Source organism: Caloranaerobacter longqiensis (assembly GCF_050286925.1).
Taxonomy (GTDB): domain Bacteria; phylum Bacillota; class Clostridia; order Tissierellales; family Thermohalobacteraceae; genus Caloranaerobacter.
Window position 1 is genome coordinate 113,446 of sequence record NZ_JBFWFX010000001.1, and the last position, 15,450, is coordinate 128,895.

Annotated in this window: 16 protein-coding genes; all 16 read left to right on the plus strand. The window is 31.4% G+C overall.

Annotated features, from left to right (window positions below; all coding sequences use genetic code 11):
* Positions 1-5: 5 nt before the first annotated feature.
* The 16 genes from AB4Y15_RS00650 to kamB all read left to right on the plus strand — a co-directional run bounded on the left by AB4Y15_RS00650 (position 6) and on the right by kamB (position 15,450).
* On the plus strand, positions 6-1,556 hold the full coding sequence (locus AB4Y15_RS00650) for a spore germination protein (RefSeq protein ID WP_427337802.1): 1,551 nt from the start codon (positions 6-8) through the stop codon (positions 1,554-1,556).
* 22 nt (positions 1,557-1,578) lie between these two features.
* Positions 1,579-2,688 carry a GerAB/ArcD/ProY family transporter gene (locus AB4Y15_RS00655; protein ID WP_427337804.1) on the plus strand — a complete coding sequence of 370 codons (1,110 nt, stop codon included), beginning with the start codon at positions 1,579-1,581 and terminating at the stop codon, positions 2,686-2,688.
* Complete coding sequence (locus tag AB4Y15_RS00660; RefSeq protein WP_427337806.1) at positions 2,681-3,829, plus strand: Ger(x)C family spore germination protein; 1,149 nt, start codon at positions 2,681-2,683, stop codon at positions 3,827-3,829. The genes AB4Y15_RS00655 and AB4Y15_RS00660 overlap by 8 nt, the downstream gene beginning before the upstream one ends.
* Before the next feature lie 87 nt (positions 3,830-3,916).
* Complete coding sequence (spoIIR, locus tag AB4Y15_RS00665; RefSeq protein ID WP_427337808.1) at positions 3,917-4,591, plus strand: stage II sporulation protein R; 675 nt, start codon at positions 3,917-3,919, stop codon at positions 4,589-4,591.
* Positions 4,592-4,850: 259 nt separating this feature from the next.
* Entirely contained in the window at positions 4,851-5,555 is a 705-nt protein-coding gene (gene sleB / locus AB4Y15_RS00670) for a spore cortex-lytic enzyme (RefSeq protein WP_427337810.1), read from the plus strand.
* A gap of 17 nt (positions 5,556-5,572) precedes the next feature.
* The gene (ypeB, locus tag AB4Y15_RS00675; protein ID WP_427337812.1) at positions 5,573-6,943 is read left to right on the plus strand and encodes a germination protein YpeB; all 1,371 of its coding nucleotides are present in this window, start codon (positions 5,573-5,575) and stop codon (positions 6,941-6,943) included.
* Positions 6,944-7,067: 124 nt separating this feature from the next.
* The gene (locus tag AB4Y15_RS00680; protein ID WP_069650516.1) at positions 7,068-7,241 is read left to right on the plus strand and encodes a small, acid-soluble spore protein, alpha/beta type; all 174 of its coding nucleotides are present in this window, start codon (positions 7,068-7,070) and stop codon (positions 7,239-7,241) included.
* A gap of 165 nt (positions 7,242-7,406) precedes the next feature.
* A complete protein-coding gene (gene murI, locus AB4Y15_RS00685; RefSeq protein ID WP_427337814.1) occupies positions 7,407-8,213 on the plus strand; it encodes a glutamate racemase in 807 nt (268 codons plus the stop codon).
* Between the two features lie 14 nt (positions 8,214-8,227).
* A complete protein-coding gene (locus tag AB4Y15_RS00690; RefSeq protein WP_427337816.1) occupies positions 8,228-8,644 on the plus strand; it encodes a YwiB family protein in 417 nt (138 codons plus the stop codon).
* Between the two features lie 10 nt (positions 8,645-8,654).
* On the plus strand, positions 8,655-9,776 hold the full coding sequence (locus tag AB4Y15_RS00695; RefSeq protein ID WP_427337818.1) for a DALR anticodon-binding domain-containing protein: 1,122 nt from the start codon (positions 8,655-8,657) through the stop codon (positions 9,774-9,776).
* A 14-nt stretch (positions 9,777-9,790) separates the two neighbouring features.
* Entirely contained in the window at positions 9,791-9,955 is a 165-nt protein-coding gene (locus AB4Y15_RS00700) for a XapX domain-containing protein (RefSeq protein WP_427337820.1), read from the plus strand.
* An 18-nt stretch (positions 9,956-9,973) separates the two neighbouring features.
* Positions 9,974-10,135 (plus strand): DUF1427 family protein, encoded by a 162-nt coding sequence (locus tag AB4Y15_RS00705; RefSeq protein ID WP_427337821.1) that lies wholly within the window; start codon positions 9,974-9,976, stop codon positions 10,133-10,135.
* Between the two features lie 76 nt (positions 10,136-10,211).
* Positions 10,212-11,597, plus strand: coding sequence for a sigma-54 interaction domain-containing protein (locus AB4Y15_RS00710; protein WP_427337823.1), 1,386 nt, complete (start codon positions 10,212-10,214; stop codon positions 11,595-11,597).
* A 232-nt stretch (positions 11,598-11,829) separates the two neighbouring features.
* Complete coding sequence (gene kdd, locus AB4Y15_RS00715) at positions 11,830-12,867, plus strand: L-erythro-3,5-diaminohexanoate dehydrogenase (RefSeq protein ID WP_427337824.1); 1,038 nt, start codon at positions 11,830-11,832, stop codon at positions 12,865-12,867.
* 107 nt (positions 12,868-12,974) lie between these two features.
* Positions 12,975-14,237 carry a lysine 2,3-aminomutase gene (gene kamA / locus AB4Y15_RS00720; protein ID WP_427337826.1) on the plus strand — a complete coding sequence of 421 codons (1,263 nt, stop codon included), beginning with the start codon at positions 12,975-12,977 and terminating at the stop codon, positions 14,235-14,237.
* 178 nt (positions 14,238-14,415) lie between these two features.
* Positions 14,416-15,450, plus strand: coding sequence for a lysine 5,6-aminomutase reactivase subunit KamB (gene kamB / locus AB4Y15_RS00725; RefSeq protein WP_427337828.1), 1,035 nt, complete (start codon positions 14,416-14,418; stop codon positions 15,448-15,450).

A 15,450-nucleotide genomic window follows, 5' to 3' on the forward strand; every position in this document is an offset into this window, starting at 1 on the left:
GCTAAATGCCACTTAAGAAAAGAAATAAAAAAGAAGATTCTAAACGAGAAAACAGCATATCTATATCAAAAGATATAGACATAAATTTAAAAAAGATAAAAGAGATATTGAAGGATTGTGATGATATAGTTTATAGAGAATTTACAGTTGGGGAAAGACAAAATTTTAAATTTGCAATTGTATATGTAGATGGTCTTACTGATAAGATGCTAGTAAGCGATTATGTATTAGAATCTCTTATGCATCAGGCTAGAGGGTTAGAACCTAATCCTAATAGCGTTAAGAACAATTTATATGAATTAGTTAAAAAGGGGAACATTGCAATTACAGAATTAAAAGAAGTAGAAACTTTAAATGAGGCAATAGACAATGTACTAGCAGGTGAAACAATACTGCTTATAAATAGATATCAAAAGATTATAATCGTATCATCTCGTGGATGGCCTATAAGAGGTTTAGCTGAACCTGAGACAGAGACTGTAATAAGAGGGCCGAGAGATGGCTTCGTAGAAACGCTTAAAGTCAATACTACATTAGTTAGAAGAAGAATAAGAGACCCTAGACTTAAAATAAAAAACATGCAAATTGGTAGGAGGTCTAAAACGGATATAGCTGTACTTTATGTAGAGGATGTAACAAATAAAGATCTTGTTGAAGAGGTTATAAAGAGGCTTAAAACTATTAGAGTAGATGTAGTTTTAGAGAGCGGAGTTATAGAGCAGTTTATAGAAGATAATTGGATATCACCTTTTCCGCAGGTAGAAAATACAGAAAGGCCTGATGCTGTAGCAGCAGCCTTATATGAAGGAAGAGTTGCTATACTTATTGATAATACACCTTTTGCACTTATAGTTCCAGTAACTATAGGTACTTTATTACAGTCTTCTGAGGATTACTATGAAAGGTGGATTATTACTTCATTAGTAAGATTATTAAGGTATATTGCCGCTTTAATGGCTTTACTACTGCCTTCTATCTATATAGCAGTTACAGCTTATCATCCGGGTATGCTTCCAACTCAGTTAGCCTTATATTTAGCAGCTACAAGAGAAGGAGTTCCATTTCCAGCAATAATTGAAGCATTTATTATGGAGGTTACTATAGAACTCCTTAGGGAAGCTGGTATGAGATTATCAGGACCTATTGGTACTACTATAGGTATAGTTGGAGGTTTAGTAATAGGTCAAGCTGCTGTTGAAGCAGGAATCGTGAGTCCTATGATGGTTATTATAGTTGCATTAACTACTATAGCATCATTTGCTATACCTAACTATAATATTGCAACAGGTTTTCGATTTGTAAGGTTTGGAATTATGATTTTTTCAGCAATTTTAGGTTTATACGGTATAATGCTGGCTTTACTCATATTAGGAAGCCATTTGGTCAGATTAGAAAGCTTTGGAGTACCTTATATGTCGCCTTATGTATCTTTTAGTGAAACATATAGTGACCTGAAGGACAGTATGGTTAAACTACCTATTCAAATCATGAAAAGAAGACCTAAATTTACAAATGTTTACGATAAAGACAGAATATTTTCTGACAGCGAAGAATAAGGGGTAAGAAGGTGCATAAATAATGCTTAAAGGCAATGATAAGATATCAGCAAATCAAGTGATGTTTATTTTGCTTACGACAATCATTGGAGTAGGAATATTGTCACTTCCTAGGAATGCTGCTCAAAAGGCTAGTACTGATGGATGGATTTTAATAATATTAGGTGGAATTACTGCATGTATTTTTACTGCAGTATCGGTGAAGTTAGTCAAATTATTTACAAATAAAACTATAGTAGAGTTTGGAAGAGAATTAGTTACAACTCCTGTATCTAATGTTATTTCAATTATACTTTTTATTCACTTTGTTATATTTTCTGCCTTTGAAATAAGAATCTTTGCCGAAGTTGTTAAAATGTTTCTATTAGATGATACTCCAACAGAAATTATTATAATTTCAATGCTTTTAGTTAGTGCATATTTAGTAAGAGGAGGAATAGAAGGATTAGCTAGGATGGCAGAGCTAATACTGCCTATAGTTATTATACCTGTATTTTTATTACTGTTATCTTTGATACCAGATTTAGATTTTACTAATCTTTTACCGCTCTTTAGAACAAATCCGTTAGATATTATCAAATCTGTCCATATAACTTTTTTCAGTTTTATGGGATATGAATTGATATTACTTATTTCAGCTTATGTAAAAGATACTGAGAATCTTATGAAATTCAATATTTTATCAATATTAATTGTAATGTTTGTTTATATAGTTTTTTTTGTAGTGTCATTAAGCAGGTTTGGTGAAAACGAAGTAAAGCATTTACTATGGCCAACATTATCTCTTATGAAAACGATAGATTTACCAGGAGCTTTTATTGAAAACATAGAGGGTATAGTAATGGGACTTTGGGTTTTATCGGTATTTGCATCTTTATCTCCATTTTATTACTCTGCTGCTTTAATTTTGTGTAAACTATGTAGATTAAAAGAACATAAATATTTTGTATTGCCGATAATGCCTTTTATTTACATGTTATCTTTAGCTCTTGATAATATAGCATCAGTTTATGATGTTATGGAAAAGATTACTAGTTATTTAGGAACTTCTGTAGTTGTAGTTATACCGGTTGTTTACTTAATTGTAGCTCTGATTAAGAAAAAAAGAAAGAGGGCTGCTAATAATGGTTAAGTTAAGTAAAATAATTATCATTTTAATGTGTGTGATAATCCTTGCAGGATGTTGGGATAAAGTCGAGATAAATGACAGAGCTTTTATTTCAGCAATAGGAATAGATGTTCAAGGACAAGGGGAAGAGATTGGAAAAAAAGAAGTTGGATATAAGAAATTTATTGTAACTTTTGTTTTTCCCAATGTTAAGGCAATTAGAAAAGGTGGTGGCGGTGAAGAACCTAGATTTATTTTAAGTAGTATGGGGCAAAATATATTTCACGTTTCTAGAGAACTAACAACTAGATCTAATAAAACAATGTTTTTTGGACATACTAAGGCAATAATTATTGGAGAAAAAGTTGTTAAAGATAGCGATACATTAAAACAAATATTTGACGAGCTTGAGAGAACTCATGAAATGGGTAGAAAAGTAGGTGTTTTTATATCTCAAGGAGAAGCAAAAAAGGCTATAGAAATAGAGCCTAGTTTAGAATCAGTTACAGGAACATATTTGGTAGGATTATCTAAAGCAAAAGAAAAGAGTTCTAGATTTACTCCAAAGACTATTGGGGATATTTTACCAGATTTACATGATAGTAAATGTACTTTAATACCAAGAATAGTGCCTGCTGATAAAGATATAAAAGTTGCAGGAGCTGCTGTAATTAGAGATTATAAGTTTGTAGGATGGCTTGGTGAAGTAGAAAACAGAAGTGTAATGTTTATAACTGATGAAGTCAATTCTGAAGATATAATTGCAATAGATGATAATGTTATGATATCATATTTTGTTTCAGATTCAGAAGTCAAAAAAACTGGTAAGATGGAAAATGAGCAAATAATAGTGAATATAACTGTGAGTATGGAAGGTGCTTTGCAGCAATATAAACTTGAAACGAAAAATGATGTTTTAGATGATAAATTGTTGAAAAGATTAGAAGGGGTAATTGAGAACAAGGTAAAAAATGAAATCGATGGTACTATAGAAAAAATACAGAAAGAATTCAAGGCAGATGTAATTGGAATTGGAGAATATTTATACAAATTTAAACCAGATATTTGGGATAAAGTTAAAGATGATTGGGATGATGTATTTCCAGAAGTAAAGATAAAAGTTAATGTAAAAGCTAAGATAAGAAGGATAGGAATGACTAAATAATAATGCTTAGAAGTATGTTTAAAAAAGAAAAAAATAGTTAATACTTATAGTAGTTGGATAATTTGTCTGGTGCAGGAGGTATTATAAATGGTACGTTATAAAAAAATATTATCTTTTGTATTAATATTTGTATTACTTATTGTTAGTAGCATAGTTTTTTTAAGTGATGTATATAAAAATAGAGAAAGTTATAAAAATAACTTGATACGTTTTCATGTAATAGCTAATAGTGATTCACCTGAAGATCAGCAATTAAAACTGAAAGTTAGAGATAGAATAATTAATGAAATGAATTCAAAATTTGAAAAAGTATCTTCATTAGGTGAAAGTAAAAAAATAATTTTAGATAATCTAGATACAATTGAGTACATAGCAAAAAAGCAGATTAGAGAAGCAGGTAAGAATTATGATGTAAATGTGCAATTTGGAGAGTATGATTTTCCTACAAAGTCATATGGGAACTTTACTTTACCAGCAGGGAAATATCAAGCTGTTAGAGTTGTAATAGGAGAAGGTAAAGGTAAAAATTGGTGGTGTGTTATGTTTCCGCCATTATGCTTTATCGATATTACTCATGGAATTACAAATAGCAAGATAAAACAAGAGTTAAAGGGAGTATTGACAGAAGAAGAATATAACATGATAATAAATGCTAATAATGAACGGGAAGTACCTTTGAAACTTAAATTTAAGGTAGTCGAGCTTCTTGAAAAGAGTAAATTAAGATTTGCAAAGATGCTCGTTGGACTAGGTACTAGATAAAAATTTAAAATTGAAAATGTAAAATGTAAAATTATTCTGCGAGCTTGTTGACAAAGTAAAATATTTTATGAAAATGACGCTCATGCAGACGAATTTAGAAAAAACTAAATTCTTTCAAGCATTCGCTTTCATTTTCATAAATATAAATTTGTCAACAGTCTGTATGCGACCTTAGGTCGCATTTTTTTTTTGAATAATTACCCATATTACTACAGAAAATATTAACACTTAGATAAAAAACTAGAGAGGAGGATATTAATTGAAAAAATTAGTTTTATTATTGAGCATATTTACATTAATATTTTTTTCTGTATATACAGCTTATATCGATACAAGTGTTACATCGGCTTATAAAGCTTATGCAATAAGTAGAGTTTTATATTGGGGTTCTAGAGGAGATGATGTAAAACAAGTTCAATCTAGATTACTTAAATGGGGTTATTATACAGGAAGAGTGGACGGTATATATGGTGCTGGAACATATAGAGCAGTCCGTAGATTTCAAAGAAAGAATGGTTTAAAGGTAGATGGTGTGGTAGGGCCTCAAACAGCTGCTGCACTTGGCATTGGCTTTAGACGCGCTACTAGAGGTGCAGCTAGAAAAGTAACGAGAGACGATAATGTATATCTATTAGCAAGAGCCGTACATGGCGAAGCAAGAGGAGAGCCTTATATAGGTAAAGTAGCAGTTGCTGCAGTAATATTAAACAGAGTTGAACATCCATCTTTTCCAAATACTATAGCGAGTGTTATCTATCAACCTGGAGCTTTTACAGCCGTTAGTGATGGTCAGATAAATTTAACACCAGATAAGGATTCAATACGAGCTGCAAGAGATGCTATGAACGGTTGGGATCCATCTTATGGTAGCCTTTATTATTGGAATCCTGCTACAGCTACAAGTAGATGGATATGGTCTAGAAAAGTTATAGTAAAAATTGGTAAACACTGGTTTGGTAAATAGAAATGGAGGTGAAATTATTGAAAAATAGAAGATGGTTTTTACCTGGGATATTGGCTTTAGCTTTTATAGTTGTTTTAGTATGGGGATTTGTTCAATACGAGACAAAAAATGACTATAAACAAATGTTGAATAATGAATATCAAAGGCTTTTTTATGATATGAAAGACAATGTCGAGAATGTGCAAGTAAACTTATCTAAAGTTCTTTTAGCAGAATCAAAAGATTTAAATATTTTACTTTTATCACAAATTTGGCAGCATGCTTTAACAGCACAAGAAAAACTTTCACAAATGCCTGTAAGTCATAAAGATTTAAGTAAAACAGAAAAATTTCTTAATCAAGCAGCTGATTACTGTTATTCTTTAATACAGGCTTATCTAGACGGGAAACCTATTACAAGCAAACAAAGACATGCACTATTTGCACTTCAGGATAATGCAAGTTACTTAGCAGATGAATTGTCAAACCTACATAATAAGATTATGAAGGGTCATTTGAATTTTAATTTGGTGAGAAGACGTGAAGATAGAGAATTAGATAAGGCAAATGAAAATATTATGGATGCAAGATTAACTAAATTTGAAGAGAAGATTACAAATAATTATCCAGAATTAATATACGATGGGCCTTTTTCTGACCAAGTTCTCAATGTAAAACCAAGAGGATTAAAAGGGGATATTGTAAACGTTGATGAAGCAAAAGATATAGCGAAAAAATTTGTAGGGATTAAAAAAGTAAGGAAAACAACTAAATTTGAAGAAGGAAAGAAGAGTAATGCAGCAAATATAGAAGCATATACATTTAGTGTATCTCCAGAAAATACGAGTAAGGAAAGAGCTATTTATATAAGTGTAAGCAAAAAAGGCGGCAAAGTAATATGGATGATGAATCCTAGACCTGTAGATAGAGAAAAACTTTCTGTTAATGATGCATTAAAATACGCTAAAAAATTTTTAGAAGAAAAAGGTTATAAGGGCATGGAACCTAACTATTCATTAAAATTTGATGGAGTTGTATTATTTAATTTTGCATATAAGGATAATAATGTTACGATATATGCAGATAACATAAAAGTAAAGGTAGCGTTAGACAATGGAGAAATAGTAGGGTTTGATGCAGCTGCTTATCTAAAAAGTCATTACGATAGAAATTTACCAAAGCCTAAACTTACAGAAGAGGAAGCAAGAGACAGGGTAAAATTAGATTTTGACATTGAAAATGTAAGGTTAGCCTTAATACCGAAGAATGGTATAAAAGAAGTTTTATGTTATGAGTTTAAAGGAAAATATAAGGGTTCTAATTTTATAGTATATATTAATGCTGAAACAGGTAAAGAAGAGAAAATACTTAAAGTAATAAGAGATGAAAATGGAATTTTGATGATATAGTATATAGAATGATGTCAGATGGCAGCAAAAAAATTTTGTGATAATCTGTAATAATATTTGTTATAATTACAGAAAATATTAGTAGATGGTAAATGCCATCGACTCCAACCTAGGGAGGAATATTGTGGCCAAAAAAGGTTTAATGTCAAATAAATTAAAAGAGGAGATTTCAAAACAGCTGGGGTTATATGACATAGTAAAAAAAGAAGGATGGGGAGCAGTATCTTCTAGGGATTGTGGTAATATAGTAAGGAAAGCTATAGAGATAGCAGAGAAGAATATGGTGCAGGGAGTTTAATCTCCCTGTATTTTCTTTTGATATTTATAATTTTGGCGTATAATATTTATATATATAAGTTATCCGTCATTCGTTATTCGATATTCGTTTTTTCGGCAATCGAGTAAAATTTTATATTTTACATTTTCAATTTTACATTTAATTAATAGAGTCGGGAGGTAAAGTATGGATAATAGGCCGATAGGGGTTTTTGATTCAGGCATAGGAGGGCTTACAGTTTTAAAAGAAATTATGGAACAGCTTCCTAATGAGGATATAATATATTTTGGAGATACTGCAAGAATACCTTATGGAACTAGATCTAAAGAAACAGTAATAAAATATTCATTTCAGTGTATAAAATTTCTTTTGAGTAAGAATATAAAGGCTATAGTAATAGCATGTAATACAGCTAGTGCAATAGCATTAGAACCTGCAAGGGAAAAATTTGATGTGCCAATTATCGGAGTAATTGAACCTGGAGCTAAAGCGGCAATATCTGCAACAAGAAACAATAAAATAGGAGTAATAGGAACTTCTGGCACTATAAATAGTGAAGCTTATCAGACTTTGATTAGAAATATGGATAAATCGGCCGAGGTAATAGGAGTTGCTTGTCCGCTATTTGTGCAAATAGTAGAAGAGGGATGGGAAGATACAGATGTTGCTATGTTAGCAGCTGAAAAATATTTAATGGAATTGAAGGAACATAACATAGATACCTTAGTATTAGGCTGTACGCATTATCCAATATTGAGATATACATTAAGCAAAGTGATGGGGAAAGGAGTTTCTTTAGTTAATCCAGCATTCGAAACAGCTAAGGCAGTTAAAGAAATGCTTATTTTAAATAATATGTTAAAAGATTCTACAGATAAACCAGAGTACAAATTTTATGTTAGTGATGATCCAGAAAAGTTTAGAAGAATAGGTGGCAATTTCTTGAGAAGAGAAATTCAATCCATAGAAAAAGTCAATATAGAAAATCTCTAGAAAGGTTGGAAAGTATGAAGGATGTAGTATTAAAAATAAAAGGGATACAAAAGAATTTAGATGGTGAAGATAACACGATAGAACTGATTACCGAAGGGAAATTTTATAAGAAGAATGGAGCATATTATTTAGTGTATGAGGAATCTAAAATTTCAGGCATGGAAGGAGCTACAACAACTTTAAAAATACAGGACGATAAGATATTAATGAAGAGATTTGGAACTAGCAATTCAAAATTGATATTTGAAAAGGATAAAAAACATAAGACAGCTTATCATACTCAATACGGAGATTTTGATATGGAAGTTACAACGAATAAAATTGAAGTCAATATTTCAGATTTGGGTAAAGGAAGCATCAAATTGTCATATAGATTAGTCATTTCAAATACAGTAGAAAGCATTAATCAATTGATTATAAATATTAGTTAGAGGGATTGTTATGAAAAAGATAAACGATATAATAGATTTGTTTAAGATTAATATCATTAAAGCTTTAAAAAAGGAAAATTGGGACTTTAACATAGATTTTGATGTTACAATTCCTGAAGACTCAAGTTTTGGGGATATATCGACCAATGTATCATTAAAATTAAGTTCATATTTAAAAAAATCCCCTAGAGAAATAGCTGAAATTATTATAAAGAGACTTGATAGAAATTTATTATATGTAAATAAAATTGAAATTGCAGGGCCAGGATTCATAAATTTTTATTTAGATGATACTTGGATAATTAAAATTGGCGATATGATATTAAAAAATGGTGTAGATATATTAAAAAAAGATAAGCGCGAAAGTTATCTATTACATTTAACATCAGATGATTTATTAAATGAAAATGACAATAATAGAGCTAGTGCTTATGCATATGCACTTTTGAATATTTTAAGATTAAAGGGTAATAGAGTCTATTTAACTAAGACAATCAAAAATGACAGATTATTAGATTTAAGAAATTTTAACCATATAATCAATATTTTCCCTTATGGACATTTGAAAAATTTATGTTATAATACTAAAGGTGAAACTATTGAAGTTGGCAATATATCACTGCATAGTGGGAAAAAGAGGCTTAATAAAAATATTAAAAGCTTAATAGGTGAAAAGAAGTTCAATTTTTGGGCTCTATCCAAAACTGCCAAGCGAAATATAAGTGTTCCCCTAGACTTAGCTCTTATTAATACTACAGATAACCCTTATTTTTTTGTTAGTTATGTTTATGAAAGAGCTAATAATATAAATTCTATATTGGAAAGAGAAGGCTATAAGATAGACGATAATTTAGAAGACATGTCTTTTAACTTGGTTGAGGGTAAAAAAATAATATTTAAAATCTTGGATTTAGAAAAGGTAATGGAGGAAGCTATAGGGTTTAAAGAACCGTATAAGCTTTTCAATTACCTTTATAATTTTTGTGCATATTTTTATGAATATAATAGGAAACTTTTTATTAGAGAGTTTGAAGAAAAAGATATTTTAGGTAATATGTATATACTCAATGTAATAAAAGTTTTTGTTTCTAAAATGTTAGATGTTCTAACAGTTAAGGTATTTGATATATAGGGAGGTTAGACTTTATGTCAAAAATTGATATAAAAGAAATGGCATTGTCATTAGTTACAGGAATGTTAGTAGGTATTGTGTTTAAAGCCTTAAAATTCCCTTTACCTGCTCCACCTAATATACCAGCATTTATGGGTGTTTTTGGAGTTTGGTTAGGTGCAACTTTAGTAAAAAATTAGAGAAAGGTAAGTGATAGTATGGATATAATGTTAATTATAAAAGCTACATTAGCAGGAACAATTTTAGGTGCTATCTTTAAGAAGTTTAAATTACCTCTTCCTGCACCACCAGTTTTAGCTGGAGTTATAGGTGTGTTAGGGGTAGTGTTGGGTGGAATGATAGCAGACAAGATATTCTAATTTGGGGGAAAAGGCACTCAATGAGTGCCTAATATTTGGCATTAGAAGCCGAAAATTCGGCAGAGGGGGAGATTGGGTGAGAAAGCTTTTTTTCAGAGAAAATATTTTTGAAATATTGGATTATTTAGATGAGGGTATTCACATTATAGATAATAGAGGAAATATTGTTTACTATAATAAGGCTGCGCAAAGATTAGATGAAATAGAAGGGGATAAAGCTATTGGAAGACATATATTAGAAATTTATCCTTCATTGACATATGAAACTAGTACGCTTTTGAAGGTAACTAAGACAGGGCAGCCTATATTTAATGTTGAGCAGACTTTTGTAAATTATAAAGGTGATAAGATTACTACGATTAATACATCATTGCCAATAAAGGCAAATGGTAAAATAATTGGAGCTTTAGAAATATCTAAAGACATTACTCAAGTTAAAAGACTGTCTGAAAAAATTGTAGATTTGCAGAAAGAACTTTTTAATGATAATAGAAAAAAGTCTAATAAAAATAAACAAACGGCAAAATATACTTTTGTGGATATAATTGGACAGAGTGAAAAAATGTTGAGGCTTAAAGCTCTGGCTTTGAAGGCTTCTATGGTGTCATCTCCAGTTTTGATATATGGTAAAACAGGGACAGGAAAGGAGCTTTTTGTGCAGTCAATCCATAATGCGAGTCCTAGAAGAAATAAGCCTTTTATTGCTCAAAATTGTGCAGCATTGCCATCAGGTCTGTTAGAAAGTATATTATTTGGAACTGTTAGAGGTAGTTTCACAGGTGCAGAGGATAGACCAGGGTTATTTGAACTCGCAAATGGTGGAACACTTTTTTTAGATGAAATTAATTCAATGCCTTTAGATTTACAGGCAAAGCTACTTAGAGTTATTCAAGATGGCAGTATAAGAAGAGTAGGAGCAGTAAAGACAATTGATGTAGATGTTAGAATTATTGCTGCTATTAACGTTTCTCCAGATGAGGCTATTGAAAAGAAGCAAATAAGAAAAGATTTATATTACAGACTTAATGTAATTACATTATGTCTTCCTGAACTTAAAGAGAGAACAGAAGATATTCCTTTATTGGTAGAGCATTTCATAGATAAATATAATAAAGTTTTAGGAAGAAATGTTAAAGGTGTTTCAAAAGATGTTATGGATTCATTCTTAAAGTATTGTTGGCCAGGGAACGTTAGAGAACTTGAGCATGTTATAGAAAGTATAATGACTCTTCATGATATAGAAGAAATACAACTTAAGCATTTACCAATGCAGTTTAAAAAAACCAAAAAAAAGTCAACTACTATAAGACCTTTAAGAGAAATACTTGAGGAAACAGAAAAAAGTATAATATATGAGGCTCTAAACAAAACAGATTGGAATATAACTAAGACCTCTAAGTTAATTGGAATACCTAGGCAGACATTGCAGTACAAGATGAGGAAATACAAATTGAAAAGATAAACATGAGTGCAAAAAAATGGGCATTAAAACAAAAAAACGGCTTCTAGCCGTTTTTTTTTTTTTTGTTTATGAAAATAATTAGAACTTTTAGCTGGATTTGTAGCAAAGAATTAATCTTACATTTTACATTTTCAATTTTAAATTTTAATCTAGTACCAGCTCCCGAATAATTGGCATACTCTTTGCATAAATAATTATTCGGTAACAAAATAAAAAAGAAGGGGGAAACAGAATGAAAAAAGGATGTCCATACGGAACTCACAGAGTAATTGAACCTAAGGGGGTGTTACCTCAACCTGCATTAAAAATTGATAACAATATGGAAATCTATGATAACGAAATACTAATTGACGTGCAAACATTAAATATAGATTCTGCAAGTTTTACACAAATTAAGGAAGAAGCAGGTGGAGACATAGAGAAAATTAAAGAAATAATGATGAATATAGTTAATACAAGAGGTAAGCATCAAAATCCCGTAACAGGTTCTGGTGGTATGTTAATCGGTAGAGTTGAGAAAATAGGGCCAGCTTTAGAAGGAAAGACAAATCTTAAAGTTGGAGATAAGATAGCTACATTAGTATCATTATCATTAACTCCTTTAAGAATAGATGAAATACTAGAAGTAAGAAAAGATATTGATCAAGTAGATATAAAGGGAAAAGCAATACTATTTGAAAGTGGCATTTATGCTGTATTGCCAGATGATATACCAGAAAATCTTGCATTATCTGTATTAGATGTTGCTGGTGCACCAGCTCAAACAGCAAAGTTAGTTAAGCCTGGGGATACAGTATTAGTTATAGGTGGAGCAGGTAAGTCTGGTATGTTATGCTTATATGAAGCTAAGAAAAGAGTTGGAGTAACTGGTAAAGTAATTTGCTTAGGATATACTCAAGAGAGCCTAGATAGAGTGAAGAAGGCAAACCTAGCAGATTATTATATTAAAGCAGATGCAACTAATGCCGTAGAGGTCATGGAAAAGATTAAAGAAGTTACAAATGGAGAGATGGCGGATATAACTATAAACTGTGTAAACGTTCCAAATACTGAAATGGCAAGTATATTGGCGACAAAAGATGATGGCTTAATCTATTTCTTTAGTATGGCTACTAGCTTTACTAAAGCAGCATTAGGAGCAGAAGGGGTAGGAAAAGATGTAACTATGATTATAGGAAACGGATACACAAAAGGACATGCAGAAATTGCTCTACAAATAATGAGAGAAAGTCAAGCTTTAAGAGAGATATATGAAGAGTTGTATGCTTAGATGGTAGATACTAGTTCGAGTGAGAACATCAAATGGGGGAATAGCTGATAGCTATTGGCTGTTAGTAGTATTTTCTATTAACTATCAATTTAAAAGGGGGAGATCTTGTGGTAAATTTCAGAGATATTGAACTTTGGAAAAATGTAACAGATGAAGAATGGAACGATTGGAGATGGCAGGTAAAAAATAGAATTACAGATGTTGAAGATCTTAAGAAAATTATAAACTTAACAGAGGAAGAAGAAAGAGATATAAGAGAAACATTAAAGAAATTTAGAATGGGTATAACGCCTTACTATGCTTCTCTTATGGATAAGGATGACCCTAAATGTCCTGTTAGAATGCAAGCAGTACCTACAATAATGGAAACTCATACGAGCTTGGCAGATATGTTAGATCCATTACATGAAGATACAGACTCACCAGTTCCAGGCTTGACTCATAGATATCCTGATAGAGTACTTTTACTTATAACGGATCAGTGTTCTATGTACTGTAGACATTGTACAAGAAGGAGATTTGCAGGGCATCAAGATGCAGCAATGCCAATGGATAGAATTGAAGCAGCGATTGAATATATTAGAAAGACGCCTCAAGTAAGAGATGTTCTTCTATCAGGTGGAGATGCTTTGTTAGTATCAGATGAAAGATTAGAGGCTATTATCAAAAAGTTAAGAGAAATACCTCATGTTGAAATAATACGTATAGGTTCACGTACTCCTGTTGTATTACCGCAGAGAATTACAGATGACTTAGTTAATATGCTTAAGAAATATCATCCAATTTGGTTAAATACACACTTTAATCATCCAAAAGAAATTACAGAACAGTCAAGGAAAGCTTGTGAAAAACTAGCTAATGCAGGAATACCATTAGGTAATCAATCTGTATTACTAAGAGGTGTAAATGACTGCATACATGTAATGAGAAAGTTAGTTCACGAATTGGTTAAAATTAGAGTAAGACCTTACTATATATATCAATGCGATTTATCTATGGGTATAGAGCATTTTAGAACTTCAGTTTCAAAGGGAATAGAAATTATCGAAGGTTTAAGAGGACATACTTCAGGTTATGCTATACCTACATTTGTTGTAGATGCTCCTGGTGGGGGAGGGAAAATACCTGTAATGCCTAACTATGTAGTATCTATGTCGGCTAATAAAGTAATTTTGAGAAACTTTGAAGGAGTTATAACAACTTATACTGAACCTGAGGATTATAAATCTGAATGTAATTGTCTTGTATGTAGAGGAGAAGAAGAGCATAAACTTACAGGGGTAGCTGGGCTTTTGCAAGGCAATGATATATCACTTGAACCAACTAAGTTACAGAGAAGAGACAGAGCAAAGAATAGGGGACAGGGATAAAAAATTAAAAATTGAAAATGTAAAATGTAAAATTAGTTAACAGTTAACAGTGGACACTTGACAGTTAAGTTTTAATTTTAAATTTTCAATTTCACATTTTATATTTTGCTCCCTGCCCTCCTGACAACTGTTTTCTGGTGACTGTGGCAACTGCCAACTGATATGTGAGGTGCTGAAGGTGAATCTTATAGATATTATATACAAAAAATATAAAACGGTTTCGATTGTAGGCATGGCAAAAAATGCTGGGAAAACTGTTACATTAAATAAACTGATAGAGGATGCTTATGATAGAGATATTATATTAGGTATAACTTCTATTGGGAGAGATGGGGAAAGTAAAGATATAGTTACAAATACCGAGAAGCCTATGATATATGTTCCAGAAGGAAGTTTTGTAGCTACTCTAGCTGAAAATTTAGACAAAGGAGATGCGAAACTAGAGATTATAAGGGTTACGGAGTACAAGACGCCAATGGGGGAAGTGGTTGTAAGCAGGGTTAGATGCGGCGGATATTTACAAATAGCAGGGCCTCAAACTAATAGGGGGATTAAAGAAATAAGTGATTTTATGTTATCTTTGGGAGCGGAAATTGTTTTGATAGATGGGGCTATAGATAGAGTTTCTTCAGCATCACCTTCTGTTTCAGAGGGGACTATTCTGGCTACAGGAGCGGTTATAAGTAGAGATATGAATAGAGTAATTGAAGATACGGTTCATACGGTAAGGCTTTTTAATCTTGAAAGTATTACAGATATTAATGAGAAGGCTGTTATTAAAGAAATAATAGAAAATGAGAGAATAGGTATTGTAGATAGATTTCTTAATATACAGTATCTTGATATAAAAACTGCTATAAATAGTGGGAAAGTAATCGGTTCGGAAATTAAAGAAGATACAAAATATGTAGTATTTCCAGGGGCTTTGGTCGGAAAAACTTTAATTGATATTATAAGTACCACAAGATTATTTAGGCAGGTTGAGTTTATTGTCAGAGATGGGACTAAGATATTTATCGCTTCAAAAGAATGGTTAAAGTTCATGAAAATGGGGGTTAAAGTTAAAGTTTTAGAACCTATAAATACATTAGCTGTAACGATAAATCCATATTCTCCACAGGGTTATTATTTTGATAGTTATGAATTCTTAAAAAAAATGCGTATGTTTATTAAAGATATACCCGTTTTCGATGTTATGTTAGGAGATGAATGA